Origin of the sequence: Sphingobium sp. LF-16 (genome assembly GCF_003711185.1) — a bacterium.
In the GTDB taxonomy this organism is placed as follows: Bacteria; Pseudomonadota; Alphaproteobacteria; order Sphingomonadales; family Sphingomonadaceae; genus Sphingobium; species Sphingobium yanoikuyae_A.
On the sequence record NZ_CP029335.1, the window covers coordinates 978,886 to 1,002,957 of the forward strand.

Below are 24,072 nucleotides of genomic sequence, written 5' to 3' on the forward strand. Positions count from 1 at the left end.
TCTGTTCCGCCTGCTCACGCCATGAAGATCACAACCTACAACCTCAATGGCATCAACGGGCGGGTTGCGCTGCTTTTGCGCTGGCTCGCCCTTGCCGAGCCGGACGTGGTATGTCTGCAGGAGTTCAATCCGTCTGATGAGCGCTTTCCCGAGCGCGCTATCCTCGACCATGGCTATGAAGCGATTTGGCTGGGGCAGAAAAGCTGGCATGGTGTGGCGATATTGAGCCGGGTTGGCGAGATTCACGATACGCGCCGGGGGCTTCCGGGCGAACCGGAGGATGTGCAGAGCCGCTACATCGGGTCCGCAGTGGACGGTGTGCTGATCGTCGGCCTCTATCTCCCAAACGGCAACCCAAGACCCGGTCCCAAATTCGATTATAACTTGCGCTGGTCCGACTGGCTGCATGATCATCTTTCGACGCTTGTGGCCCTGGATTCTCCGGTGGTGGTTGCTGGCCACTTCAACGTTATGCCGACCGATTTCGACGTCTATGTACCTGATCACTGGCGCGACGATGCGCTGTTTGCCGCCGAAGTTCGCGAGGCTTATGCGCGGCTGCTAGAGCTGGGGTGGACCGATGCGTTGCGCCATCTTCACCCTGACGAGCGCATCTACACCTTCGGGAAATATTGGCGCAATTCGTTCGAGCGCAACGCAGGCCTTCGGATCGATCACGACCTTTTGAACGACGAGGCGGTGACGCGGCTGATATCGGCGGAGGTCGATCGCCGTACACGCGGGCGGGGATAGGACCAGCGACCATGCGCCGGTTATCATTAAATTGCCTGACAAGACGAAACGCAAACGAATGCGCTAATCAATTCCTTCGGGGAGGCTAGCATACCATTGTGCATAGGGGCCTGTGCGTGCGAGATGGCGGTTAAGGTCGGGCGTGCCATCGTCCCACCAGACCGGGCCACGTTCGCCGAGCGCCACCTTGGCTTGATGAACCGATTCATGCGCGATTGTCTCGGCTACATGATCGGCCGTGCGCCTGGCCGCGCCGACGGCACGGCGGGCGTCCATCAGTTCCTTCACCAAGCGCTGACGCTCGTCAGGCTTTAGAGCAGGGTTACTCATGCGCCAGAGCCGCCCGCGCACTACGAAGTAGCGTCCATCCGGCGTGACGGGGTAGGGGCGACTGCTCACGCTGTGCGAACCTTTTCAGACATGCTTCGGAAGGTGATCGACCAGCGCGGCACCTCGATAGGTGCGATACTATGTTCCCAAATGTGACGCACTTCACCAGACAAATGATAGATTGAGCGCCGCGGCAGCGAGACTTTGGCGCGGTCGAACCCGGCACTCGTTCGGCGGCGCAGACGCAGCACGGCTTCATTGCCAAGCGAAATGCCCACGACATGCTCGAATACTGGCCTGTCCTTATGCCAGCCAATGCCGGCGCCCGGATCATAGCGGATCAGCAGAGCCTGGGCGAGATCGTCCGCAGCAAGCCCGACAACAGAAGCGGTGCGGCTTCGCACTTCGAGAAGCCAGTCCGGCATTGGTTCGGACGGCGCGAAGCGCATATGCTCGAAATCATAGTTCCAGCCGTAGCTGTAGGTCAGGCGCTTGCCTGTCCATCGCTGGAAACGGAACGGGGTTAAGTTACAGCCATTGATCTTATCGATTAGCTCCGCTTCCTGTACTTTGGTCAGCATATCGTCACGCATCGCAAGACCAGGAACCACGGGCATATCGAACAGATCTAGCGTCGTCTTCATCCAAGCCATCGCGTGTTGGTGCAGCAGGCGAGCGGAGCCCATGCTTCGGATTGCGATATAGGATCCATTACCGCCGATTACACCAGCACAGCCATTTGCGCCAGGCCATCTCAGTTCAGCAAATGCCGAGCCATCCCATCGTGGGCCGCGTTCATCTCCTCGGCCCCTGGGGATTTGTTGATCAGGGGGGGGGGGGGGGGGGGGGGCACGCCGCAGGAGGCGACCTCGTCGCCAACGATCTCGAGCTAACCGATATATCTGCAATTGCTCTAATTTATGCCGCCGCTGCCATCGTCCTCATCAGGTGTATCGCTGGTCACGCATGAGGCTCGAGGACAGTCTCTTAAAGGTGCCCGCCGAAAACCTAATTCGTTCGTCGGGGGATGCGGAAACGTTGACTTGTGCCAAAGACCCGTTGTTCGGCGAACATCCAGCTGCCGGGCTGCGACGCGCCTAATACTTACGCTTGTCGGGGCATCGCATATCGCTAGATCCGGCCATTCACTCTTGTTGACAAGAGCAAAGTGAAAAAATCGCCATTCCCGCACTGGCCGCTTCTATTAAGCTCGTCCATATTACGTCAAGAGCCTAACAAAAAACGCAAAACCTTCTTCGGGGGAATTAACTATTAAATCAAATTTTAACTAAGCGGTGAGGAAAATGGGGGCATGTCCAGTCCGAAAATTTAAACCCGGAACAATCTGACTTATCCGCCGCTTTGATAGAGGAGCGAGGATTGAAACGACCTTTCAGCACCCTCGTAACTTTTAGAAGGCGCCACGCGGGATGCTGTCGACACTCATCAAATCATTTTCTAGATCGACTCCAAGTCTCGCTGGCGCTCAGTATCGAGCGTATTCGCGACAGATGCCGATGATGTATCCCATCCTGCTTTCGAGCACTTGGATCGTCGCGTACGTTCATACAGATATCGCGCCTTTGTGGCTGACCGTCGCAATTCCCGCACTTTTTACCGCTGCCTGCGTCCTTCGAATGCTTCATTGGTTGAAGGCATACGAGACGATACCATCACCTGAAGAAGCAGCCAAGGCATTCAGGGCGACAATGCTACTGGCGCCGATAATTGCTTCATCCTTTACCGTTTGGTCTTTCCTTCTTTTCTCATACGGTACGCCATACACCAAATCCTATCTGGCTTTTTATATGGCTAATACCGTAGTTGTGTGCATCTTCTGCTTGATGCATGTCCGTGAGGCAGCACTGATCGTGACCTTGATCGTCAACGGCGCATTTATTGGATTCTTCGCTTGGGCCGGGCAACCAACTTTTCTTGCCATGGCGCTTAATACTGCACTCGTCTCGATCGGCATGTTGGTCGTTTTATCGATAAACTATGACGATTTTGCAAGGAGGATAGCGGCCGAAGCCGATGCATCGGCAAAGCAAACAGAGCAAGCCCGATTGATGCGAATGATCGATGATATGCCAGTCGCGGTCATGACCGCTGACCCGATCGATTTCAAGATTACCTATCTCAACGACGCCTCTCGCAAACTTTTGAGGCGCATTGAGCATCTTCTTCCCATCGACGCTGAAGCCATGATTGGAGCCAGCATCGACATATTTCACCTAGTCCCTGACCGACAGCGCCGGCTCCTCTCGGATCCGACGCGCTTACCGCATCGCATCCGCATAAATCTCGGAAACGAAGTACTGGACCTCAACGCTTCGGCCATACACGCCGATGATGGCAATTATCTGGGGCCGATGCTGACTTGGGCGATCGTCACCAGCGAAGTGGAAGCAGAAAAAAAGATCCGCTATCTTGCCCATCATGACGCTCTCACCGGTCTGGCAAACAGGGTCACTCTCAACGACGCGCTGCTAAAGCTCACGTCGGATGCGCTAACCCCGGGGGCGTTGCTGCTGATTGACCTGGATGGTTTCAAAGTAATCAATGACACGCTCGGGCATAAATTTGGCGACGAACTCCTTGTCGCTGTTGCCAAGCGCCTTTCTGAACCCTGTGACCGCCACTCTGCCGTCATTGCTAGGCAGGGAGGCGACGAATTCGCGATCGTGCTGACCAATGTTTCGACTTCGCAATGCGATACAATTACAAGCGACATTCTAACGCGCCTTTCAGAGCCTTTCGTTCTCGAGCGGAAGCGCGTTGCGCAGATTGGCGCATCAATTGGTGTTGCGCTCTTCCCGAAGCATGCGACGTCGGCGGAAGAGGTGATGGTTCGCGCCGATATGGCGCTTTACGTCGCGAAGACTGCTGGAAAAGGGGGCGTGCGCTACTTCACCACGGAGATGCAGGACGAGTTTGTTGCAGCCAACCGCCTGGAGAATGAGCTGCGCATTGCTCTTTCGTCGGGAAAAGGATTGAGCATATTCTATCAGCCGATTATCGACTTGCGGCATCGTAAAGTCGTTTCCAGAGAGGCCTTGGCACGATGGTATCACGACGAGTTGGGCTGGGTGTCCCCCGCCACGTTCATTGTGGCCGCCGAGCGCAGCGACTTAATCCTCAAACTGGGCCACCACGTGCTCCATGAAGCGTGCCGTGAGGCCATGTCATGGGATGGAGGCGAGACGGTGGCGGTTAATATTTCCGCTTCGCAGATGGGGCGGTCGGAATTGCTATCAGTCGTCCGTTCGGCCCTTGATCAGTCTGGATTGCCCCCCGAAAGGCTCGAACTCGAAATCACCGAAACAGCGCTTTTGAGAAACGAGGCAGCATCCGTCGCAGAGCTGGAGCAGATCCGGGCACTTGGTGTTCGCATTTCCCTGGATGACTTTGGCACCGGCTATTCTTCACTGGCGCATCTTCGACTCTTTCCTTTTGACAAAATCAAGATAGACGGCAGTTTCGTGCGCGACGCGCTCGACCGCGCCGATTGCGCGTCGATCGTTGCGGCTGTGATCGACCTGGGGAATAGACTGGGCGTGGCTACGGTGGCGGAAGGGGTGGAAACCTTGGCGCACTTTAATTTGATGCAGGATTTGGGGTGCCATCAGGTCCAGGGATATCTCTTGGGGCGGCCTTCCGCTTCACCATATGACGACATTCTTAACCCTGATCTCGTAACGTCATCGTAAACAACACCCAGTTTACAAGCTTTTATAAATCGGGGGACAGTGCGCCTTAAACGGGTGCCCCGGAGAATGAACTCCACACGGTCGTTGAATTGCAGCACACTGCTTTCAATGCGCCGATAGCGCCCCTATCGGCGATCAACGAGAGCTGGTAGCTTTGAGGCGGTCGCTGAAGCTGGGTGGCTGGCTGGCTGAGCGCAGCCCCAGCCACGGTTAACTAATGAACTTTCGAACGCTCGCTATAAAACGGTGGCGAGATCTTTAATAAATCAAAGGTGAACCCTTAATTTGACGATCGCGGCGATCAGCCATGCGCTGGGCTATTTCAGCCTCCTTGCGCCAGCTGAGCGCTGCTGCCAGCGCGACCGCCCGGACATTTGGAAGGTCGGTCGCATCTGCTCTATCTTGATTTAGTTGAGCCTGATCCCAGCAAAAATTGACGTCTTGAATCATGGGAGCTCCTTTAGAGCGGTTTCCACACGATCTGACTCGTCAGGGATTCCCTTCGCGGCGCCGTTGTGATTCAGCCTTCCTGCTGGTGGCAGGAGGCCAGCATGGATGGCACGAACGCTATCACAGGATCTTCGGGACCGAGTTGTCGCAGCGATTGATGGTGGGCTGAGTTGCCATGCGGCAGCGGCCCGCTTCGGGGTCAGCGTGTCGAGCGCGATCCGCTGGCGACGGCTTGCGTTGGAGCATGGCCGGGCCGTTGCCAAGCCGCGCGGCGGTGACCGGCATTCAGGTAAGATCGAAGCGCACGGCGGCTTCATTCGGGAACTGATCGCCGAGCAGGGCGACATGACCTTGGTCGAGGTTCAGGCGCGGCTGATCGAGCGTGGGGCCCCGGTCGGTATCGGCACGGTGCATCGCTTCTTCGTGCGTCACGGGATCACGCGCAAAAAAAGACCGGTCACGCGATCGAGCAGGACCGTCCCGACGTCCTGAGGCAACGGCAGCATTGGTTCGACGGCCAGATCGACCTCGAACCCGAACGCCTCGTCTTCATCGACGAGACGTGGACCGCCACCAACATGACCCGCAGCCATGGCCGCTGCCGGAAGGGCGAGCGGCTGCGGATGGGCTTCCCGCACGGCCACCGCAAGACCACCACGCTGGTCGCGGGCCTGCGCATGGATGGCATGGTCGCGCCGATGGTGCTGGACGGGCCGATCAACGGCGACTGGTTCGAAGCCTATGTCGCCCAGGTGCTGGTGCCCGAACTGCGTCCCGGCGACGTGGTCATCATGGACAACCTCTCGAGCCACAAACGGGCCGCCGTGAAGGAAAGGATCGAAGCTGCCGGCGCGACCCTGCGCTTCCTCCCGCCATACAGCCCGGACTTCAATCCAATCGAAAAGGCCTTCTCCCGGCTTAAGGCCATGCTCCGCAAGGCAGGAGAGCGCACCGTCAGCGGCCTGTGGGACCTGATCGGCAGGCTCGTCGATATCTTCAAGCCCGACGAATGTGCAAACTACTTCAAATCATGCGGCTATGAACCGGAATGAATGGAAACCGCTTTAATGCGCCAGGAAAACCACTCTGCGGTCTTTTCGTTCCAGAAGACTTAAACATTCATTCATCCTAACGCAGTCAATTGGGACGTAGCGAAGAATTCTTATTAGGGACTGCAGGAGCTGATGGCTTGCTACTGCTTCCGTTAGTGTCAGGCATTGGGCGCATCCGCGGCATAAGTCGCGCAATGATTTGCGGGGCGTTCCGCGCGGTGTCTCAGATCCAAAGGGCTGGCGCTCAGCATTCTCAACTATCATGTTTAGCGGGCGGGGAGCCAAAGGCAGGTTCGTTACTGGCTGCTCGTCGACATGATCCTGGCGCGTAGTCCTACGACATGTCGGGTGCGGAATGTACCGATGACCGCGCCCGCTTCATGGAGCCGAGACGCGAGGCCGGGCAGAGGTGGGGCGGGGGGCGTCACCTGTGAGGACTGAGCTTTACTTCCTCCAGCTCGGCACGCTGATCGCCCACCGCGAGGCCGCCATTGCGCCTTCCGACGCTGAGGGAGTCTCTTACCTTTATGGGTGAAATCAAACAGCTATATGACGTGAAACTGCGCCGCATGATATTGCCTATGCTGCTTAGTGCCCTACGGTCAGATTGTTGGTGTCAACGATGAGGTCGTGTAACGCGGCTAATTCGTCGTCGGAAATCGCAGCGCGAGCGCTCCGAGGGTCGCGCGCAGATAAACCTTTCTATAGCGTCCCGACGGCTGACCCGCGAGCTATTTGGCACCTACGCAGGTTGTAGGGGGGGCGGGGTACGCTGGCAGAACCTCAACGTGTATAGGACACTGGCCGACTTCCTTCCATGACGCCTATATCGTTGCGCCTTGCCAGAAGATTGCAGTGAAGGGGCGGGGAAGCGACACTAGGCCGTGCGCGTGCTGGATCACCGAAGTCGTGACCAAGAAGTCGTTGACGCGTAATCCGAACCTGATCGCGTCCTATCCAATGACGGATCCGGTAAATAGAGCGAAACTCTACGTCCGGATTCGCTGGCGCAAAAAGTCGAAGCGTTCGACGCATGATCGTTTAACAAAAATAGGGCAATTAAGAGGAGGATTTTAGGCTTTCTGCCTGCTGATTCAATTTCTTAGCTTTGGCTTTGGCTGCGTCGCGAATGGATTGCGCCTGTTGTTCCAGTTTGTCAGCTTCCGCATCCGCCTGCGCTTCAATGGCGCGTCCCTGGTCTTCTAGCGCATCAGCTCGGGAATCGAGGGCTTTCGCTGCGGCCCGATCTACACGATCTGCTGCTCGACCAGCACGCTCGGCAGGGCCATCTCCCTGATAAGGGACGCCAGAAGCATTGGCTGCGGCCTCATCCTTTGCTGCCCCCGCCTTTTCCTTTGGTCCGTCGCAAGCGGCAATCGTGCAGAAGAACGCTGCGGCTGTCATGAGCATTGTCGTCGTTCTCATGCTGCACAAACCCTTGGGAGAAACGCTCGTTCCTCAGTGTAGGAGACATTTTGTGGGATTCACGTCTGCCGTTTTACGGATCCAGAAGACTGGCCCCTTAGCGCTTCATGGGCATTCTGCTTACCTAGCGAATCTGTTGGCTGGAGCCCGCTGAGACTCAATCAAGATTGGGCTCGACCGACACCGATTGTGCAATCAGCCGCGCATTGCCGAATGTGGTAAGGAACGCAATATCCGCTGCATCCCTGCCAACCCCAATTTTTACCATCGCGGCTTCCTTCGCCATTCCCGTCGGATCCACGAGGTGCCACTCACCGCCTAGGAATATCTCTGCCACCGCATGGAAGTCCGGAGGATTTACGCCCAACGCGTAGACGCTTGCGATTCTGGCAGGGACGCCTGCCGCACGCGCCAGGCAGATCATAAGATGGGCGTAGTCGCGACAAATTCCCTGCCGCGAGATGAATGTGTCGCCCGCTGTTGTCATGACGTTGCTCGAACCTGGCACATAGCTCAGATGGCCGTGTACCCAATCCCGCATCGCCATTATGAGCTCGCCGCCTTCAATCTTGCCGAATTCGGCATCTACGAACGTTTGAAACCGATCGGACTCGCAATAGCGCGACGACAGAAGGTAGGGCACGGTCTCGCCTGGGAGCTGATGCGGTGGCACTTTGGGAAGCGTTCTGCAATCAGCTAGCAGGCGATTGACGGTCACGGATGCCCGATAGTCGACGACCATCTTGCCCGAAAGGCGCAGCCAGATGCGCTCACCTATGCAGTCCTGAGCAGGTACACGCGCGACGTGCTCGGCATTAGGCAGAATTAAGTCTGACCACTCTACGGTCTGCTCGGGTATGGCAGCTGCTTCGAGTTGCAGAAGTATGTCGGTGGGTTCGTCCAGTTCATAGTCGAGATGGGCATGGATATTCATTTTCATGATGGATGCACCTTTGAAGACGAAATGGCAGACTAGATTGCGATCGGGGATTCGATCCAACGTACGGATCTCGTAGTGTCGGCGCGATTTAGATAAATAGCGGAAAGTATATATGAAGCTGGCTATAAAATTGCCGGTTCGATGCCTTCATTACAGTATCGTTAGATACGTGCTATTCAAGATAGCTAGGGTGTTGGCGATCCTACAGTCGGTCAAGCAGTTCGGCTTTCCTGACAGCATATTCCTCGGCTGTGATAATCTTTTTTTCGTAAAGGTCAGACAGACCTTCTATTTTGGCGAAGATAGCTGCGTGATCATCTTCTATCCGAGCTCGGGACGGTCGATCCTGCGCCGGAACTGCGGTGGAGACCTCACTGCCCGGTTCCTCCCGAACGACGTCACTCTCCTTCGAAACCGGTTCCGGCGGGCTTTGCTGGGGGTCAATATGGTGGACCCGCTGGAGGCTAGACAATGGTACCGGACCATGTTGGCTCGTCAGGGTCAGGCTCTGACCGCTTCCCTGCTGCTGGGCGAGTCCGGAAATCACATGGGTTTGCGTGTCGTAAATGGTCATATGACCGTCCGTGACAATTGCTAGCCGCCGGCTTGCCGGAAAAACGGCATAGTGCATCTGGTTCTGCGATCCGGTGGTGGATGGCGTGCCGAGGTCTTCGGGCCAACGAGAAGACGTGCTGGAATTGATAGAAAGGGAGGGTGGTCTAGCAGGCTCTATCAACATAGGTTCCTGGATGGCAGCACGGGCCAAGTCATCGGCGAGAGCGCTGATTTTCGCCTTTAAGCTATTGTTGAACATGTCGCCGATCATGAGCATGCCCCCTGTCAACCATTGGCCCATGCCTCCAAGATCTGGATGATTGAACTGTGCCTGGTGGCCATTGCCCTCAATGATCGCCAAAAGCAGAGCGGATGTCGCATCAACGCTTACGCCGTGTTTTGCAGCAGCCTCAGCTACCAAACGCTCGCCTGCTTCTGTCAGCCGGCGAGGCAATGGAGCACCTTTTTGTTGAGTCTGGGAATCCATGCGGCTTGGACGAATGATATGCTCATCGGTTCCTTTTTGGCGTCGACGCCCGCAACGAAGCGCAGTGCGCGATGACGCGGCTTGGCCGCAACATCTGGAAGAAATGGAGCGAATATGACCAACGCAGCCTGGTCTAGACCAAACTGTACGGCTTCGAGTTGCTCAGGCAGCGCGTTTCTGCGCGCACCTTCAAGCGTCAAGTTACTTAGCTCGAGGCGCGCTGCGATCCTCAATCGCTTCTTCGAGATAGGACGCCAAATACCGCTAGGATCGCATAATAATTATAAGTATTCTGGGGTCCGCATCCATCGATAACTATGCAACAAAGCCTCTCTCATGCAGACAAATCTGGAAGTATGGACATCCAAGTTTTTTCTGGCAGACCACGATGGCAGTTATAGCTTTCGCCAGAATAGAAATCAGCCGCTCTCCCACGGGCCAATGGCGCCCATTCCAAAAATCGGTGATCGAATGTCGATCTGTTCCAATACACACTGCTGGGCAACATCGGGATGCCAGGCGGTCATAGGCGCACCAGCGTCTTCGGGCAATCTTAGCTGGCGCCCCATCTAGGTTCGATTATGAACGCCGGCTCGAAACCGCAGCGGACAAGGACTTGATGGCTCGCAGGCGTGCCATGGCGAGCAGGCGGCGCGCTATAGACCGTCAAATACGGCTTGCATAATTGCCGTTCAAGACATACGACTACATCTGTAGTCGGAGGAATAAATATGCGGTTTCGGAAATCGATTGGAGCGATACTGGCCTTGCCGCTTGTCGCGGCTGCACCATCTCCTGGACCCGCGGAATCGCCCCATAAGCTTGCTCCTTTGACTGTTGCGGTTCGCCCTTCGCGGTTGCCTCAGTCGGCAGTCCCAGTTCAGCGCTTTCTCCTCACCGCGAATGCCGAGGCGCGGGCGTTCATGCGCGAGCAAATGGCTACGAAGCATATTCCAGGAGCGCAAATTGCGGTAGTACAGCACGGGCACATAATACTCTTGGAAGCTTTTGGAATTGCGAACCTTGAGCATGGGGTGGCAGTTACAGAGGATACGGTGTTTCCGATCAATTCGGCAACGAAATCCTTCACGGGCGTCGCGGCGATGCAGTTGGTCGAAGCGGGAAAGCTAGACCTTGATGCGCCAATTTCGCGCTATCTCGAAGATCTACCCGCCACATGGCAAAACATACGTGTTCGTCAGCTTCTCGCCCACACCTCGGGCCTGCCTGATATCATTGGACGCACCGGACTAATTGGCGATGGCACCGAGGAAGGCGCTTGGACCACGGTCAAGGCTTTGCCAATTGAATCTGCGCCCGGTACGCGTTTCGAATACAACCAGACCAACTACGCACTGCTAGCGCGGATCATCGACACGCTGAGCGGCATGTCGTTCGCTGAGTATTTCTCTGCGCATCAGTTCAAGCCGGCCGGCATGATGCATGTTCACTTCGGCGATGGCTTCGACATCGTTCCGGACGCTGCGACGCCCTACAGCTTCTATGGATCGGGTCATGGAGGTGCCGCAACGAAAGAGCTTGGCCGTTGGCGGGACGATCTGCCGCACTTTACGCGAACCGGTGCCGGACTTAACGCCTCCGCACGCGAGATTGCGCGCTGGGTCATCGCTCTTCAAACAGGCAAGCTTTTGGCGAAGCCTGAGAGTTTGAAGCGCCTTTGGACGGCAGACACGCTCAACAACGGAGATCGCAACGAGTGGGCGATGGGCTGGCCAATCGTCCGCGCCGCGCCGCATCCGATAGTCGGTGGAATTGGCGGAGGCCGGGCGGCCTTCTTCATCTACCCGGAGGATGATCTCGCAATTATAGTGCTGACCAACCTTGTCGGTAGCGATCCGCAACAGTTCATCGACAAGATCGCAGCTTTCTACGTTCCTGCGATTGCGGCCGCTCCAGCATACGATTGAGAAGATTTAAGATGTTTGGGTGTTAGAAGCGGCCTTTTTCGGGTCGCGCTACAATGACTGTCGACGCGGCATACGCTGCCGGCAACCATCGACCAATTCCGGCCGTTCACGGCCCAATTCTTAATTCTCCATTCCAGACGGGCAGCTATTTTGCAAGTTGTCCGGATGACCGGCGAGGAATCAGCGTTGGCGCTACGAGGATTGTCGCCGAACTGCCTGCCGCTGGTGGCGTATCCAGTAGCTCAAGCGCCGCTGCCGCAATCTGGTCAAACGGGACCCGCATCGTCGTGAGCGGCGTCGGCAGATGGCTGACGATCGGGATATCATTGTAGCCAACGAGCGAGATGTCGCCGGGGACCGTAATCCCCATATTGGTGAGTTTCGAGAGTGCGCCGATGGCGGTATTGTCGTTCACTGCAAATATGGCAGTGGGGCGCTGGTCCAGAGCCATGATTGCTTCAGCCGCTTCTGCCCCAGCCTCGATGCTGAAGCTGGATTCCACGATGAGCGATGGATCGAGGGTGATTGATGCTTCTTCCAGCGCCTGTTTGTAGCCCGCCAATCGCTCGCGGCTGCTTGAAGCAAAGGAGGGACCGGCGATGATGGCGATCCGCTGATGTCCAAGATCGATGAGATGCCGGGTCGCGAGATAGCCCCCAAGTCGATCATCGCCGATCGCTGACGGGCTGTGGCCATCCGTGCGCAGCGCCAGGACACGAGGAACACCGCGCTTTTCGAGCTTGTCGGGCAGATCGTCACCGGTGCGCGCTGTGGCCAGGATCAGGCCATCGACCCCACGCTGGATCAGCGTCTCGGCGGCACGCTCATCAGCATCGATATTGTCGTCGGTCGTCGCGACGAGCGCGATCCGCCCGCTCTTTGCGCAGGCCTTGGCGATCGCTTCGTACAGCATCGCCATGACCGTGTCGGTCAGGCGCGGGACGATCACGCCGATCGCCATCGTTTTGCCCCGCCGCAGGCTCGAAGCGGAAATGTCACGGATATGCTCCGGCGCTGGGACTCCTTCACCCGCTTCCTCGTCGATGGCAGGGTATGCCTCACGAACAACGCAGCGGAACGGGCGCTACGCTGTGTGCCACTCGGGCGGAAAGCATGGCTATTTTGCGGCTCCGATCGCGGCGGTCAGCGCGCCGCCATCATGTTTTCACTCATTCGAAGCTGTCGCCTCAACGACCTCGATTTCCAGGCTTGGCTCGCCGACGTCCTTGCCCGCATCGCCGGTCATCCGGCTAATCGGCTTGGCGATCTGCTCCCATGGAATTGGAAACCAACAGCGTTGAAGCTGGAGCCGTGACCTCATAGCATCACGGCATGGAATTTGACCCGCAACCCGAACTGATTGAATCCTCTCTCTGCCGGTCCATCGAACAGGCGGGCGTACGGCTGACCATCAACATCGTGCGGCTCGCCACCGAACGTGCTTGGTCCCTCGAGGTCGTCAACGAGCACGGCACCTCGACGGTCTGGGACAATCTATTCCCCACCGACCGCGATGCCGATGCTGCATTCCGCGATGTGCTCGCTCAAGAAGGCGTCGAGGCCTTCCTCGGCAAGTAAGATGCCAAAACCCCCAGCAAACCGTCAGTAGCCGCGGTCCTCACCGGATGCGTACATTCACTGCGCCTGCTGGGCCGCTGAATGCGGATGTTCACGATCCCCAATCAGTCCTCGGTGGCGATGGCCTACAAGGAGTTCGACGATGACGGACGGATGCGAGCGTCCAGTTATTACAAGCGTATAGTCGACGTGATGGAGGAATTGGTGCGCTTCACGGTGCTGATGCGGCCGCATGCGGCGCAACTCGTTGACCGACACTCTGAACGCAAGGAGGAGGCGTTCCGATCGATGCTGCTACGGACCATTCAGCTATGGCGATAGCGACCCAGTCCTGATTCCGCGGTTGCCCCATCTTTACCGCTTTAGTCGTCAGTTTTCGTGATGCAGGTCCGGACGTTCCGCTTTTCGGGCCTGAGCGATCGACGCTGGCCGCCTGCGCAATTTCAGCTGGCTGTAAGATGATTGCGAGGTGCGCCTTCTGAGGATCACATTTGCAAAAGGCGGCGGCCTCTCATTTTTCCAATGTTCCAAAAGCCCCGTCATGGTAAAATGTTAAGTGGAGGTGAGATGAATGCTCGGCGCAGCGAACGGGAGAAGGACTTAGCAATCCATTTTTTCGTACTCTCACAAAGACGAAGCGCGACAGTTGCTCAAAATCGCTCGCCGCCCATGGTATTTCCGATTTCACATCCTATATCGAACATACTGCACTCCTAACGCCTTGGGCTTGAGTACAGCAGAGAGATAGTTCGTGCTCCCGCTCATGCTTGGAGACGAATTATGTCTGTACTAGTAGATGCAGTAACGGCCGTGGAAAAGCCGGTTGCTTCGTCCGATTTTTCGTTAGCACCTTTTTCTGAGGCGGCCCGCCGTGAAGCCGCGCATCACAGTTGTGAAGACAGCTGGGATGATGGATGTGACTCAGATGAAAAGCTTAATGTTACGTCCCCAGCAACCTCGGGGATCGACGTCGAGACGCCCGGTTCGGAAATCCATCGTAAAAGAAGGGTCCTGGCCAACGATTTTGCCAATGGACACATAAGCGGCACATCGCAAGCTCTACGCGCGTCGCGCGCGGCATTATCGTCATCGTCAGTAGAAGGCGACGCTGGTGGTCCGGCGCACCTGCTTTCAGGCAGCAATGCAGAAAGCACGAGTATTCTTGTAGAGCTCGATGAAGGCGATGCTGCGAAGATGCATCTTTATGGCATCACCCGGATGATAGGGGCGCAGTTTCAATATAGGGAGTATCGATACTCTCGCCTCATTGATGCGATCGCTCAAGCGAGACGGGATCATCCGCCCTCCTGATTCTGCTTCCGTTCATAAGCTTATTGGGCACGATCTTTTGGAAGGATATGCCATGGAACCCTCATCCACATTCTGTCGCGCGCAGGAGGCCATCCAGCGCGACCGCGCTGATAAGGCGTCGTTAGAAAATGAGCGAGCGATTGCCCGCCGGGCGGCTAACGCATGGGGTACTGAGGCGGCCTTTGCAGAGCGGCGCGAAGCTCGCCGCGAGAAGATACGCGCTATGGCCGAGACGGCGCGCTCTCAGAGCGAACAGGAAATCAGTGAGGAGGAAAGGCTGCTGAGCGACAACCCGGACCGGGGCTTCGCAAACTTCTGAACTTGGGAAATATTGAAGCGGTCCACTATTTCGCGCTTGAGGCGAATCTTATCCGGCGCTGTGCCGTGATGACATGCCGCTCCGGAATGCTTTTGTTTGCTAGGCTGGGTATGAAGGGAGTGAGATGATCGATTCGGGAAGTCCGGGCCTTCCGCACGAATTTGCGGACCGAATAACGAGGCCTTTTACCCGCTTCCTCAGGATCGAGGCTGCTGCAGGGGCCTCGTTGTTAGTCGCAACGATCGTCGCACTGATCTTGGCAAATACGACTTGGTCCGAGCAATTTCTGGCGTTTTGGGAAATGCCGATCGGCATGCAACTGGGCGCACTGGATTTTACCCGGTCAACGGGACACTGGATCAACGATGCGCTAATGACCTTCTTCTTCTTCCTAGTGTCCCTAGAAATGAAGCGAGAGTTCGCCCTGGGCGAACTGCGAGATTTGAGAACTGCTGCGCTCCCTCTTTCGGCGGCGCTGGGCGGTATGATCGTGCCTGCTTTGATCTACGTTACGATTCTCGCAGGAGATGTCGGGACCCAAGGCTGGGGCACGGTAATGGCTACCGATACGGCATTCGTGATCGGTGGTCTTGCGCTCTTTGGTTCGCGCCTTCCCGAAAGCCTCCGGCTGTTCCTCATAGCCCTCGCGATATTCGATGACATCGGCGCGATCCTCGTTGTTGCGATCAGTTACGGAAACGCCTTGAATTTCGTCGCGGTGAGCTTTGCGCTCATCGCCATGTGCCTAATCGCCATCGCCGCTCGTCTCGGTGTTAGGAGCATCCCGATATATTTCCTCTTCGGCGGCGCGGTTTGGCTATGCCTCGATCTCTCCGGCATCCATGCTACTATAGCAGGCGTTATTCTCGGGCTTATGACTCCGACGCGCATCTGGGTAGGGGGGCCGCGCTTGCGCGCCATTCTGGGGAACATCCTAAATCCACGCGATCACGAGTGGAGTGGCGATACATCGGATCGCCGCGAGCTCGTGGAAGCGGGCAGAGCTATCAGCGAGTCCCTGTCGCCTTTGGAACGGTTGGAAATGATGCTGCACCCTTGGGTCGGGTTTGTAATCATGCCGTTGTTCGCCTTGGCTAATGCGGGGGTCGCGTTTTCAGCGTCCGATTTTCAGACTGTCTCTATTGCTATTTTTTTCGCGCTGGTTTTCGGCAAGCCGATTGGCGTTCTGCTCTTCAGCTGGTTGGCCGTGCGATTGGGCCTAGCAACACTCGGGGCAGGTCTCAACTGGCCCACGCTCATCGCCGGTGCCTTCCTAACCGGGATCGGCTTCACCATGTCCTTCTTTATCGCGAATCTAGCTTATCCTTCGACGGTGCTGGCGGCGGCAAAGCTAGGAATTCTTCTTGCGTCACTCACGTCGGCCATCATGGGCCTGGTCGCAATCCACTGGGTCACGAGGCATAATCGAGGAAAGGTTTAGTGACGATCACCTGTCCATCCAGCAGCGCATCAAGCATCATTCGCGGAATGGTACCCGTCTTATTGTCGCCTGAGCGGCTGGCCGGTCCTGCAATCCATTAACTGATCGATGCGCTCAGCGATCTCGTGCCATGCCCGTGCGGACGCATCGTCGCCAGCCGCTTCCGCCTCTGCGATCTGAGCAACCGCATAATCCGGCGCCTCCGCACCGCGCCGTTTAATGACCTTTTGTGCTGAGGCCCATAACGTCCTGTCGGTCAGTTGCATAGATTGTCCCCGGATATATTCTGGGATCATATCACGGCCATGACCGATCCGGCAGCGGCGCGCGCCCCCTTGTTGCCGTTCGGACGCTATACCCCGATGCCCAGTTGCGGTCCGTCCGGTATTCCAGCAGGTCGCGACCCGATACCGCCATTCAGCCTAGCACGGAGAATCGCAGTTGATGGCAAAAGCAGTCCCGGCAAGTCGGTTACCCCGGTGATTGTCGCGCCATCTCGATCAGGGCCCTGAAAGCAGCTGAAGCATTTCGCCGGTTAGGATAATAGAGGCACAAGGGTGCGAGCGGCGGCGTCCAGTCTTCCAAGACACGGACCAGGCGTCCCGCCTGGATGTCGTCCCGGACGTCGGCTTCCATGAAATAACCGATGCCGACATGATCGAGCACGGCGATGCGCGACAGGCTCGCCTCGTCCAGGGTTATGGGGCCGGAAACATCGATTAAAACAGGCTGGCCGTTCTTCTCGAAGTGCCAGCGATGCAGCGCGCCGTTTGGCAACCGGATGCGCAAGCAGGAGTGGTGAAGCAGGTCCGGGGGTGTGCGTGGTTTGTCGTTGGCCTTGAAATATGCAGGCGACGCCACGACGGCAAAACTGCGCGGAGGTCCGACTGGAATGGCGATCATGTCGGTCGGCACCAGGTTTGCGGTTCGTAATCCGAGGTCAAACCCCTCAGCGACGATGTCGACAATCCGGCCCTCGGTGACGAGATCGATGTGAACCTTGGGATAACGTCGCAGGAACTTCAGCAAAAGTGGGCCGAGTATCTCCCGTGCGCCTGTGGCGAAAGCATTGATCCGCAGAGTTCCGGAGGGTGTTTCCTGCTGTGATCGAGCGGCTCCCATCGCTTCGTGGAGGGTGCTCACAGCGGGCCCAACCTGCTCGACGAAATTTCGTCCAGCATCGGTGAGGGACACGCTGCGAGTCGTGCGATTGAACAGTCGGACGCCAAGCTGCCCTTCCAACTTGCCGACGGCATTGCTTAGCGCGGTGGTGGAAAGCCCCAGTTCCAGCGCTGCCGCGCGGAACGATGCCCGCCGCGCTATCGCGAGCACAGCGTCAAATTCGATCAAACCGTGCTTCGACATTGTCCTGCCTTTCGCAACGCCACATGCCGGTTTAGCCCGATTATCACAATCATTGTGCGGCGCTAAATTCTCCTCGTCACCGCAAGGAGCGTAGCAATGCCGATCAAACTACCCAAACCCATCGCCGACTATGTCGCGGCCAACGCACGGCTCGATGCAGACGCCATGCTCAAGCCGTTTGCTGCTGACGCGGCTTTCCTGGATAATGGGAAGCGCTTTGAGGGCCACGACCAGATCCGGACCCTGTTCGAGGAAAAGGTCATCGCCGTGAAAGCCATCTTCACGCCGGATGCTATCCGCCGCGAAGACGGTCTGGTCGTCGTCGAAGGCCCCGCCCATGGCGACTTTCCCGGTAGTCCCATCCGCTTCACCTACTGCTTCGCGATCGAAGCCGATGCGATCGAGGCAGTGGAGGTCACGGCATGACGATCAAGGCTGATCGGACCGAGTTCGCAGGAAAGCGCGTACTCGTCAGCGGCGGCACCAAAGGTGCGGGCCGCGCCACGGTAGACCGGTTTCTGGCCGGAGGCGCGCACGTTATCACCGCCGCGCGCGGAACGCCGGAGCCCATCGACGGAGTGGAGTTCGTCCAGGCCGACCTCGCGACCCCGGAAGGCAGCAAGGCGCTGGCGGATGCTGCTCTCGAACGCTTGGGCGGCATTGACATTCTCGCGCATGTCATCGGCGGTTCGTCCACGCCGGGCGGCGGCTTCGTTGCCTTGACCGATGAACACTGGCTTGCGGAATTGAGCCTCAACCTTCTGGCGACCGTCCGCCTCGATCGCCTGCTGGTGCCCAAGATGATCGAACAGGGCGCCGGCGCCGTGGTGCATGTCACGTCCATCCAGTCCGTGCTGCCATTGCCGGAATCGACGACAGCTTATGCCGCCGCCAAGGCCGCGCTCAGGACCTACAGCAAATCGCTCTCCAAGGAGCTTGGTCCCAAGGGTGTGCGGGTCAACGTGGTCTCCCCTGGCTGGATCATGACTGAGTCGACGGGCCGCTTCTTGGAGCGCCTGCAGGACACGAATGGCGGCACAATCGAGGATGCGAGGCAGTCAGTCCTTGAGGCTCTCGGCGGCATTCCAATCGGCCGCGGGGCGGAGCCTTCCGAAGTCGCCGACCTTATCGCCTATTTGGCTTCGGATCGCGCAGGGGCGATCCACGGCGCTGAATTTGTCATAGATGGCGGTACGGTCAGCACCGTGTGAGCTTGGGTCGGCATCCTCATAATGGCGGTCATAGGGCGCCGATTTCTGCCGTCGCGAGTATGCTACCCGGAGGAGTGAGGCTGTGGCCTCTTGGATGGAATGGGCGCCTCATGCTAAGGGAGAACGTGAGCGTGCCCTCTCCCCGCCTATCCGGCGGCAGGCGACCCTTTGCAGCCGTTCACGTGGCAATTTTTGCTTCCCAGGAGCAGACGGTCAGGTTTTCCGTTCCAGCCGCGCGCTCGGAGCCAATCTCCGGAAGTCAGCATCCATTTAGCAGTTGGTCTCAAGCTGCCCTCAAGCCTGTCGATTAAAGCATCGGAAATTAGCGATGACTTATTGACTGATTTGATTGCATCGGATAATTACGATGCATGGACACCAGCGATGCACTCTCGATACTCTCCGCTCTCGGCCATCCGACGCGGCTCGATGCGTTCCGCCTGTTGATCCGACATGAGCCTTATGGCCTGTCGACTGGCGAATTGGTTGAGGCATCAGGGCTGACCCAGAGCACGTTTTCGACGCATCTGGCCGTGATGGTGAAGGCCGGCCTGGTGCTTTCCGAGAAGCGTGGCCGCCAACAGATCCAGCGCGCCAACCTCGACGTGCTGCGCGGACTGATGATCTATCTGGCCAAGGATTGCTGCCAGGGGCGCGCCGAACTGTGCGAGCCGCTGCTGGCCGAACTGACCTGCTGCTGAAGAGGCGATAATGACTGATATCGTGATCTACCATAACCCGCTTTGCGGGACCTCTCGTAATGCCCTGGCTATGATCCGCAATGCGGGCATCGAGCCCCACATTGTCGAATATCTGAAGACGCCGCCAAGCCGTGCGCTGCTGGTTGAGCTCATCGAGCGGGCCAGCATTACTCCGCGCGCTCTCCTGCGCGAGAAGGGAACGCCTTATGCCGAACTAGGCCTCGGCGACGAGACCTTGACGGACGAGGCATTGGTCGACGCGATGATGGAGCATCCGATCCTCATCAATCGGCCGCTGGTCGTGTCGCCGCTGGGCGTGAAGCTCTGCCGCCCGTCCGAAGAAGTGTTGGATTTGCTGCCGACCGAGCAGCGCAGCACGTTCGTCAAGGAAGACGGCGAAGTCGTGGAAGCGACCCGGCGATGACCCTTTCGGTTCGCAGCGCAACGATAGACGATGCGAGGGCCATCGCCGCCATCTATGCGCATCATGTCCTGAATGGCACGGCGACCTACGAGGTGGTGCCACCGACCGAGGCCGAGACCGTAGAGAAGATACGAATGGTGACCGGGCGAGGCTGGCCGTTCCTTGTTGCCTGTGATGGATCAGCGGTGGTGGCCTACGCTTACGCCACGCAGTTCCGCGATCGACCAGCTTATGCCTATGCCTGCGAGAACAGCATCTACGTGGCGCACGACCGGCGCGGCGGCGGCATCGGCAAGCTGTTGCTCAAGGCCTTGCTGGAGGCCGCTGAAGCCTATGGCTTTCGGCAGATGGTCGCCGTTATTGGCGGCGGCGAACCGGCCTCGGTCGCGCTCCACGGATCCTGCGGTTTCGAGCATGTCGGCCGCCTGACTGGCATGGGCTGGAAGGCCGGACGCTGGCTCGACACGGTCTACATGCAGATCGCCCTGGGCGGCGGTACAGCGACCGGGCCTGTCGCTTCCGGGGAGGACTGACGACCATGTCGCTGTTCGAGCGTTATCTCTCGCTGTGGGTGGCCCTGTGCATCGTGATCGGGATCGGGCTGGGACATTTGCTCCCGGGCGCCTTTGAGGCGATTGCAGCGCTGGAGATCGCCAACGTCAACCTCATGTTGGCGGCTTTGATCTGGCTGATGATCATCCCGATGCTGCTGCGCGTCGATTTCAGCGCGCTTCATAGCCTTCGGCAGCACTGGCGCGGTATCAGCGTTACACTTGTTGTAAACTGGGCGATCAAGCCCTTCTCGATGGCGCTGCTCGGCACGTTCTTTCTCGGCTACCTGTTCGCGCCAATGCTGCCTAAAGACGCATCGTCGTCCTACATTGCTGGGCTGATCCTGTTGGCTGCAGCGCCTTGCACAGCGATGGTCTTCGTCTGGTCCAACCTCGTTGATGGTGAACCGAACTACACCCTGAGCCAGGTGGCATTGAACGACCTGATCATGGTCTTTGCCTTCGCACCGCTGGTGGGTCTTCTACTGGGCGTGGCATCGATCACCGTGCCGTGGAACACGTTGGTGCTGTCGGTGGGGCTCTACATCGTCGTCCCGGTGGTCATCTCTCAACTGCTCCGCCGCGCGCTCCTTTGCGGCGGTGAAAGGCGGCTCCAGCATTTCCTGTCCGCCATTGGCCCGATCAGCCTTTCCAGCCTACTCTTGACGCTTGTGCTGCTGTTTGGCTTCCAGGGCGAACAGATCATCCGGCAACCGCTGATGATCGCGCTGATTGCTGTGCCGATCCTGTTTCAGGTCTATCTCAATGCCGGCATCGCCTATTGGCTCAGTCGCCGTTTCGGCGTGGCATGGTGCGTTGCCGGCCCTTCGGCGCTGATCGGTGCCTCCAACTTCTTCGAACTGGCTGTGGCCGCTGCCATCAGCCTCTTTGGCCTCAATTCCGGCGCCGCGCTGGCAACGGTCGTGGGCGTGCTGGTCGAAGTGCCGGTGATGCTGTCGATCGTCGCCTTGGTGAAGCGGACACGCCCTTGGTACGAGAAAGGTATTTCCGCATGAGACTGCGCGAACTCGCCGACCCCGATCATCTTCCTGCTTTGGACAAGGCTTTCGCGCTGGCTCGTCCCGCCGCTGGCCTCGGCCCGGACCAACCGGCTCCGCGTATCCTGCTGCTCTACGGCTCGCTGCGGGAACGCTCTTTCTCGCGCCTCGCCGTGGAAGAGGCCGCCCGCCTGCTGCAGTTCTTCGGCGCCGAGACACGAATCTTCGATCCCAGCGACCTGCCGCTGCCCGATCAGGTAGCCGGAGACGATCATCCTTCCGTTCATGAACTGCGCGAGCACGCGCTATGGTCGGAGGGGATGGTCTGGTGCAGCCCGGAGCGGCATGGCCAGATCAGCGGCATCATGAAGACGCAGATCGACCATCTGCCGCTCCAGATGCGCGGGATGCGGCCGACGCAGGGGCGAACGCTTGCGGTCATGCAGGTGTCCGGCGGCTCGCAATCTTTCAATGCCGTCAACTCGCTTCGCCTGCTGGGCCGCTGGATGCGGATGTTCACGATCCCCAATCAGTCCTCAGTCGCGATGGCTTACAAGGAGTTTGACGAAGCCGGACGGATGCGAGCGTCCAGTTATTACGAGCGCATCGTCGACGTGATGGAGGAACTGGTGCGCTTCACGGTGCTGATGCGGCCGCATGCGGCGCAGCTCGTTGACCGATACTCTGAACGGAAGGAGGCTGGTGCGCCTATCGAAGCCACTGCGGACCTTTCTGCTATAGCGATAGCAGGCCAGTCCTGATTCGACCCTTTCCCGACACTCACCCTCTAATTCTCGTCGATCAGTTGCGGACTGTCCGCTGCACAGCTGCAACAGGACTATACTCAATTCAGTTGGATCAGTTTTGTTCGGGCAACCCGCCGCACCGCATCCGTCAGCGTCTTAAGCGCTGACGCCTGAAGCCGCGCCACGGTCCAGTAGAGCATGACTCGGATCGGCGTGCCGGGGTTGAGTTCGGCAAGCTGCCCTCGGTCTATTGGGGCGCGCGCGAGCATCACCGGCTGCATTCCCCAGGCCATGCCTTCCAGCGCGAAGTGGAGAAATCCCAGCGTCGATGGCACCCAATGGGTCGGCGGCTCAAGATCGATCCCATGGCTCTCGCGTGCCCACCGGGCCTGCAATCCGTCCCTGCGGTCGAAGCGCAGGCAGGGGGCCTGGTTCAGGGCCTGATCGGTCACGCCGTCCGGAAAATGGCGGGCAATGAAGGCCGGACTGGCGCAGGCCAGATAGTCGATCGCGCCCAGTTCGATGGTCCGGCATCCCTGCACCGCGCTCGGGTCCGCCGAAACCGCTGCCACCACTTCGCCCGATCGCAGGCGGTCGGCGGTATGCGCTTCATCCTCCAGGATGAACTCCAGCATGCAGCCGCTGTTGCGGGCGAAATCGGCTGCGGCTTCGGGAAACCAGCTTGCCATGCTGTCGGAATTGACCGCGACCTTGAGCGTGACGGGCGTTTCGGAGCCATGGAGCGACGGCGCGAGATCGGCCTCCAGCAACTGGACCTGGTCGACATGGGCGCATAGCTGCCGGCCAAGGTTGGTGGCCGTGCAGGGCTGTCCCCGGACGATCAGGATCGTGCCGAGCCGCTCCTCCAGCGCCTTCACTCGCTGCGATATGGCCGAGGGGGTGACGCCCAGCCGTTCGGCCGCGCGTTCAAAGCTGCCTTCCCGCACAATGGCGGCCACGGCGGCAAGGGCAGGATAATCGAGCATGATGAAGAATTACTTCATCAGGATTAGTAGAACAAGTTTTCCTAAAGTGGGGTGCCACGCCATAGGCTGCTGGATGACAAACACGCTTCCCACCTTCCTCACCGGTTTCGCCATGTCGGCCGCGCTCATCATGGCCATTGGCGCGCAAAATCTTTTCGTCTTGCGCCAAGGCCTGAAGCGCGAGCACGTCGGGCCGATCGTGCTGTTCTGCGGCTGCGCGGACGCCATCCTCATCGCGGCCGGCGTCGGCGGTGTCGGCGCGCTTCTGGGCGCGATGCCGCAACTGACGCTCCTCCTGTCAATCGGCGGCGCCCTGTTCCTGGGCTGGTATGGCCTCAAGGCGTTCCAGCGCATGATGGCGCCCGAGGCGATGACCGTGACGACGCAGGGCGGGATCACGTTGGGCAAGGCGATCGGCGCTACCGCCGCCTTCACCTTCCTCAATCCGCACGTCTATCTCGACACGGTTCTGCTGATGGGGGCGGCGGGGTCGGCCCCGCCGGCGGCGCTGCGCCCGATATTCGTCCTGGGGGCCGCTAGTGCCAGCGTTGGCTGGTTTGCAGCCCTTGGGTATGGCGCTCGTCTGCTGACGCCCCTGTTTGCGCGTCCTGCGGCATGGCGCGTGCTCGATGCGGTCGTCGGCATCGTCATGCTGACCTTGGCAGCATCGCTCGTCGCAAGGGCGTTCCAATGAGGCACACAGCGCTTGCGTCGGCCATGGCGAAACATCTCGACAGGGCGTTTTATTGTCTATGGTCACAAATCATGGAGGTTTCGAAGGTGCTGGTTCGGTACCACTATCATGCACCGT

At 58.4% G+C, this 24,072-nt stretch carries 26 protein-coding genes and 3 pseudogenes; 19 read left to right on the forward strand and 10 right to left on the reverse strand.

Going from position 1 to position 24,072, the window contains the following annotated elements; translation table 11 throughout:
• Window positions 1-21 precede the first annotated feature (21 nt).
• The gene (xth, locus tag DIZ22_RS04755; RefSeq protein ID WP_346427723.1) at window positions 22-753 is read left to right on the forward strand and encodes an exodeoxyribonuclease III; all 732 of its coding nucleotides are present in this window, start codon (window positions 22-24) and stop codon (window positions 751-753) included.
• Between the two features lie 63 nt (window positions 754-816).
• On the opposite strand, the gene DIZ22_RS04760 is transcribed toward xth, so the two are convergent.
• Together DIZ22_RS04760 and DIZ22_RS04765 are read right to left on the reverse strand one after the other, a co-directional pair.
• Window positions 817-1,083, reverse strand: a complete 267-nt coding sequence (locus DIZ22_RS04760) for a hypothetical protein (RefSeq protein ID WP_122928755.1) — start codon at window positions 1,081-1,083, stop codon at window positions 817-819.
• A 65-nt stretch (window positions 1,084-1,148) separates the two neighbouring features.
• Window positions 1,149-1,727, reverse strand: coding sequence for an alpha-ketoglutarate-dependent dioxygenase AlkB (locus DIZ22_RS04765; RefSeq protein WP_072895745.1), 579 nt, complete (start codon window positions 1,725-1,727; stop codon window positions 1,149-1,151).
• An 873-nt stretch (window positions 1,728-2,600) separates the two neighbouring features.
• Here DIZ22_RS04765 and DIZ22_RS04775 point away from each other — a divergent pair.
• Entirely contained in the window at window positions 2,601-4,793 is a 2,193-nt protein-coding gene (locus DIZ22_RS04775) for an EAL domain-containing protein (protein ID WP_164488866.1), read from the forward strand.
• A 258-nt stretch (window positions 4,794-5,051) separates the two neighbouring features.
• Here DIZ22_RS04775 and DIZ22_RS21690 read toward each other — a convergent pair whose 3' ends face one another.
• Complete coding sequence (locus tag DIZ22_RS21690) at window positions 5,052-5,243, reverse strand: hypothetical protein (protein ID WP_136186928.1); 192 nt, start codon at window positions 5,241-5,243, stop codon at window positions 5,052-5,054.
• Between the two features lie 105 nt (window positions 5,244-5,348).
• Here DIZ22_RS21690 and DIZ22_RS04780 point away from each other — a divergent pair.
• Window positions 5,349-6,295, forward strand: a protein-coding gene (locus tag DIZ22_RS04780; RefSeq protein WP_103727307.1) for an IS630 family transposase whose coding sequence is annotated in 2 segments (ribosomal slippage) — window positions 5,349-5,685 and window positions 5,685-6,295 — 948 coding nt in all. Because the reading frame shifts where the segments join, the coding sequence is not laid out codon by codon here.
• Window positions 6,296-7,354: 1,059 nt separating this feature from the next.
• Here the strand turns inward: DIZ22_RS04780 and DIZ22_RS04785 are convergent.
• The 3 genes from DIZ22_RS04785 to DIZ22_RS04795 form a co-directional block, all read right to left on the reverse strand.
• The gene (locus tag DIZ22_RS04785) at window positions 7,355-7,720 is read right to left on the reverse strand and encodes a hypothetical protein (RefSeq protein WP_240626802.1); all 366 of its coding nucleotides are present in this window, start codon (window positions 7,718-7,720) and stop codon (window positions 7,355-7,357) included.
• A 157-nt stretch (window positions 7,721-7,877) separates the two neighbouring features.
• Window positions 7,878-8,660 (reverse strand): transglutaminase family protein, encoded by a 783-nt coding sequence (locus DIZ22_RS04790; protein ID WP_097383662.1) that lies wholly within the window; start codon window positions 8,658-8,660, stop codon window positions 7,878-7,880.
• A gap of 202 nt (window positions 8,661-8,862) precedes the next feature.
• The gene (locus tag DIZ22_RS04795) at window positions 8,863-9,702 is read right to left on the reverse strand and encodes an SHOCT domain-containing protein (RefSeq protein ID WP_122927988.1); all 840 of its coding nucleotides are present in this window, start codon (window positions 9,700-9,702) and stop codon (window positions 8,863-8,865) included.
• 77 nt (window positions 9,703-9,779) lie between these two features.
• On the opposite strand from DIZ22_RS04795, the pseudogene DIZ22_RS22155 reads away from it, so the two are divergent.
• Window positions 9,780-9,908: pseudogene (locus DIZ22_RS22155) on the forward strand (IS5/IS1182 family transposase); the annotation flags it as partial.
• 717 nt (window positions 9,909-10,625) lie between these two features.
• Entirely contained in the window at window positions 10,626-11,630 is a 1,005-nt protein-coding gene (locus tag DIZ22_RS04800) for a serine hydrolase domain-containing protein (RefSeq protein ID WP_206364615.1), read from the forward strand.
• Window positions 11,631-11,775: 145 nt separating this feature from the next.
• Here the strand turns inward: DIZ22_RS04800 and DIZ22_RS04805 are convergent, their stop codons facing one another.
• Window positions 11,776-12,591, reverse strand: coding sequence for a substrate-binding domain-containing protein (locus DIZ22_RS04805; protein WP_122927990.1), 816 nt, complete (start codon window positions 12,589-12,591; stop codon window positions 11,776-11,778).
• Between the two features lie 42 nt (window positions 12,592-12,633).
• Between DIZ22_RS04805 and DIZ22_RS04810 the strand changes: the two are divergent.
• The 6 genes and pseudogenes from DIZ22_RS04810 to nhaA all read left to right on the forward strand — a co-directional run.
• Window positions 12,634-12,945, forward strand: a pseudogene (locus tag DIZ22_RS04810) (transposase); the annotation flags it as partial.
• 17 nt (window positions 12,946-12,962) lie between these two features.
• Window positions 12,963-13,208: a hypothetical protein gene (locus DIZ22_RS04815; protein ID WP_122927991.1), complete on the forward strand. Its 246-nt coding sequence runs from the start codon at window positions 12,963-12,965 to the stop codon at window positions 13,206-13,208.
• Between the two features lie 51 nt (window positions 13,209-13,259).
• Window positions 13,260-13,543, forward strand: a pseudogene (locus tag DIZ22_RS04820) (arsenical resistance protein ArsH); the annotation flags it as partial.
• A 445-nt stretch (window positions 13,544-13,988) separates the two neighbouring features.
• Window positions 13,989-14,519: a hypothetical protein gene (locus DIZ22_RS21695; RefSeq protein WP_164488867.1), complete on the forward strand. Its 531-nt coding sequence runs from the start codon at window positions 13,989-13,991 to the stop codon at window positions 14,517-14,519.
• Between the two features lie 52 nt (window positions 14,520-14,571).
• On the forward strand, window positions 14,572-14,838 hold the full coding sequence (locus tag DIZ22_RS04825; RefSeq protein ID WP_122927992.1) for a hypothetical protein: 267 nt from the start codon (window positions 14,572-14,574) through the stop codon (window positions 14,836-14,838).
• A 124-nt stretch (window positions 14,839-14,962) separates the two neighbouring features.
• The gene (nhaA, locus tag DIZ22_RS04830) at window positions 14,963-16,279 is read left to right on the forward strand and encodes a Na+/H+ antiporter NhaA (protein ID WP_122927993.1); all 1,317 of its coding nucleotides are present in this window, start codon (window positions 14,963-14,965) and stop codon (window positions 16,277-16,279) included.
• 59 nt (window positions 16,280-16,338) lie between these two features.
• Here nhaA and DIZ22_RS04835 read toward each other — a convergent pair whose 3' ends face one another.
• Both DIZ22_RS04835 and DIZ22_RS04840 read right to left on the reverse strand, forming a co-directional pair.
• On the reverse strand, window positions 16,339-16,545 hold the full coding sequence (locus DIZ22_RS04835) for a hypothetical protein (RefSeq protein WP_240626803.1): 207 nt from the start codon (window positions 16,543-16,545) through the stop codon (window positions 16,339-16,341).
• A gap of 205 nt (window positions 16,546-16,750) precedes the next feature.
• The gene (locus DIZ22_RS04840; protein WP_122927995.1) at window positions 16,751-17,644 is read right to left on the reverse strand and encodes a LysR family transcriptional regulator; all 894 of its coding nucleotides are present in this window, start codon (window positions 17,642-17,644) and stop codon (window positions 16,751-16,753) included.
• Window positions 17,645-17,740: 96 nt separating this feature from the next.
• On the opposite strand from DIZ22_RS04840, the gene DIZ22_RS04845 reads away from it, so the two are divergent.
• The 7 genes from DIZ22_RS04845 (at window position 17,741) to arsH (ending at window position 22,290) form a co-directional block, all read left to right on the forward strand.
• Window positions 17,741-18,070 (forward strand): nuclear transport factor 2 family protein, encoded by a 330-nt coding sequence (locus tag DIZ22_RS04845; protein ID WP_122927996.1) that lies wholly within the window; start codon window positions 17,741-17,743, stop codon window positions 18,068-18,070.
• A complete protein-coding gene (locus DIZ22_RS04850) occupies window positions 18,067-18,855 on the forward strand; it encodes an SDR family oxidoreductase (RefSeq protein WP_122927997.1) in 789 nt (262 codons plus the stop codon). The genes DIZ22_RS04845 and DIZ22_RS04850 overlap by 4 nt, the downstream gene beginning before the upstream one ends.
• A 371-nt stretch (window positions 18,856-19,226) precedes the next feature.
• Window positions 19,227-19,556: a metalloregulator ArsR/SmtB family transcription factor gene (locus tag DIZ22_RS04855; protein WP_097385166.1), complete on the forward strand. Its 330-nt coding sequence runs from the start codon at window positions 19,227-19,229 to the stop codon at window positions 19,554-19,556.
• 10 nt (window positions 19,557-19,566) lie between these two features.
• Complete coding sequence (arsC, locus tag DIZ22_RS04860) at window positions 19,567-19,980, forward strand: arsenate reductase (glutaredoxin) (protein WP_097382273.1); 414 nt, start codon at window positions 19,567-19,569, stop codon at window positions 19,978-19,980.
• Complete coding sequence (locus DIZ22_RS04865) at window positions 19,977-20,513, forward strand: GNAT family N-acetyltransferase (protein ID WP_122927998.1); 537 nt, start codon at window positions 19,977-19,979, stop codon at window positions 20,511-20,513. The genes arsC and DIZ22_RS04865 overlap by 4 nt, the downstream gene beginning before the upstream one ends.
• A 5-nt stretch (window positions 20,514-20,518) precedes the next feature.
• Window positions 20,519-21,547, forward strand: a complete 1,029-nt coding sequence (gene arsB, locus DIZ22_RS04870) for an ACR3 family arsenite efflux transporter (protein ID WP_122927999.1) — start codon at window positions 20,519-20,521, stop codon at window positions 21,545-21,547.
• Window positions 21,544-22,290 (forward strand): arsenical resistance protein ArsH, encoded by a 747-nt coding sequence (arsH, locus tag DIZ22_RS04875; RefSeq protein WP_097382276.1) that lies wholly within the window; start codon window positions 21,544-21,546, stop codon window positions 22,288-22,290. The genes arsB and arsH overlap by 4 nt, the downstream gene beginning before the upstream one ends.
• Window positions 22,291-22,373: 83 nt before the next feature.
• On the opposite strand, the gene DIZ22_RS04880 is transcribed toward arsH, so the two are convergent.
• Window positions 22,374-23,261, reverse strand: coding sequence for a LysR family transcriptional regulator ArgP (locus tag DIZ22_RS04880; RefSeq protein WP_122928000.1), 888 nt, complete (start codon window positions 23,259-23,261; stop codon window positions 22,374-22,376).
• Between DIZ22_RS04880 and DIZ22_RS04885 the strand changes: the two genes are divergently transcribed.
• The gene (locus DIZ22_RS04885; RefSeq protein WP_240626804.1) at window positions 23,260-23,955 is read left to right on the forward strand and encodes a LysE family transporter; all 696 of its coding nucleotides are present in this window, start codon (window positions 23,260-23,262) and stop codon (window positions 23,953-23,955) included. The two genes, DIZ22_RS04880 and DIZ22_RS04885, sit on opposite strands and share 2 nt — an antisense overlap.
• Window positions 23,956-24,072 lie beyond the last annotated feature (117 nt).

Excerpts from the sequence above, each read along its gene's own strand:
- DIZ22_RS04880 (WP_122928000.1), bottom strand. The coding sequence starts at position 23,261 with ATGCTCGATTATCCTGCCCTTGCCGCCGTGGCCGCCATTGTGCGGGAA.
- DIZ22_RS04790 (WP_097383662.1), bottom strand. The coding sequence starts at position 8,660 with ATGAAAATGAATATCCATGCCCATCTCGACTATGAACTGGACGAACCC.
- DIZ22_RS04765 (WP_072895745.1), bottom strand. The coding sequence starts at position 1,727 with ATGAAGACGACGCTAGATCTGTTCGATATGCCCGTGGTTCCTGGTCTT.
- DIZ22_RS04775 (WP_164488866.1), top strand. The coding sequence starts at position 2,601 with ATGATGTATCCCATCCTGCTTTCGAGCACTTGGATCGTCGCGTACGTT.
- arsB (WP_122927999.1), top strand. The coding sequence starts at position 20,519 with ATGTCGCTGTTCGAGCGTTATCTCTCGCTGTGGGTGGCCCTGTGCATC.
- DIZ22_RS04825 (WP_122927992.1), top strand. The coding sequence starts at position 14,572 with ATGGAACCCTCATCCACATTCTGTCGCGCGCAGGAGGCCATCCAGCGC.
- DIZ22_RS21695 (WP_164488867.1), top strand. The coding sequence starts at position 13,989 with ATGTCTGTACTAGTAGATGCAGTAACGGCCGTGGAAAAGCCGGTTGCT.
- DIZ22_RS04800 (WP_206364615.1), top strand. The coding sequence starts at position 10,626 with ATGCGCGAGCAAATGGCTACGAAGCATATTCCAGGAGCGCAAATTGCG.
- arsC (WP_097382273.1), top strand. The coding sequence starts at position 19,567 with ATGACTGATATCGTGATCTACCATAACCCGCTTTGCGGGACCTCTCGT.
- DIZ22_RS04855 (WP_097385166.1), top strand. The coding sequence starts at position 19,227 with ATGGACACCAGCGATGCACTCTCGATACTCTCCGCTCTCGGCCATCCG.
- xth (WP_346427723.1), top strand. The coding sequence starts at position 22 with ATGAAGATCACAACCTACAACCTCAATGGCATCAACGGGCGGGTTGCG.
- DIZ22_RS04865 (WP_122927998.1), top strand. The coding sequence starts at position 19,977 with ATGACCCTTTCGGTTCGCAGCGCAACGATAGACGATGCGAGGGCCATC.
- nhaA (WP_122927993.1), top strand. The coding sequence starts at position 14,963 with ATGATCGATTCGGGAAGTCCGGGCCTTCCGCACGAATTTGCGGACCGA.
- DIZ22_RS04840 (WP_122927995.1), bottom strand. The coding sequence starts at position 17,644 with ATGTCGAAGCACGGTTTGATCGAATTTGACGCTGTGCTCGCGATAGCG.
- DIZ22_RS04850 (WP_122927997.1), top strand. The coding sequence starts at position 18,067 with ATGACGATCAAGGCTGATCGGACCGAGTTCGCAGGAAAGCGCGTACTC.
- arsH (WP_097382276.1), top strand. The coding sequence starts at position 21,544 with ATGAGACTGCGCGAACTCGCCGACCCCGATCATCTTCCTGCTTTGGAC.
- DIZ22_RS21690 (WP_136186928.1), bottom strand. The coding sequence starts at position 5,243 with ATGATTCAAGACGTCAATTTTTGCTGGGATCAGGCTCAACTAAATCAA.
- DIZ22_RS04760 (WP_122928755.1), bottom strand. The coding sequence starts at position 1,083 with ATGAGTAACCCTGCTCTAAAGCCTGACGAGCGTCAGCGCTTGGTGAAG.
- DIZ22_RS04885 (WP_240626804.1), top strand. The coding sequence starts at position 23,260 with ATGATGAAGAATTACTTCATCAGGATTAGTAGAACAAGTTTTCCTAAA.
- DIZ22_RS04805 (WP_122927990.1), bottom strand. The coding sequence starts at position 12,591 with ATGGCGATCGGCGTGATCGTCCCGCGCCTGACCGACACGGTCATGGCG.
- DIZ22_RS04835 (WP_240626803.1), bottom strand. The coding sequence starts at position 16,545 with ATGCAACTGACCGACAGGACGTTATGGGCCTCAGCACAAAAGGTCATT.
- DIZ22_RS04785 (WP_240626802.1), bottom strand. The coding sequence starts at position 7,720 with ATGAGAACGACGACAATGCTCATGACAGCCGCAGCGTTCTTCTGCACG.
- DIZ22_RS04815 (WP_122927991.1), top strand. The coding sequence starts at position 12,963 with ATGGAATTTGACCCGCAACCCGAACTGATTGAATCCTCTCTCTGCCGG.
- DIZ22_RS04845 (WP_122927996.1), top strand. The coding sequence starts at position 17,741 with ATGCCGATCAAACTACCCAAACCCATCGCCGACTATGTCGCGGCCAAC.
- DIZ22_RS04795 (WP_122927988.1), bottom strand. The coding sequence starts at position 9,702 with ATGGATTCCCAGACTCAACAAAAAGGTGCTCCATTGCCTCGCCGGCTG.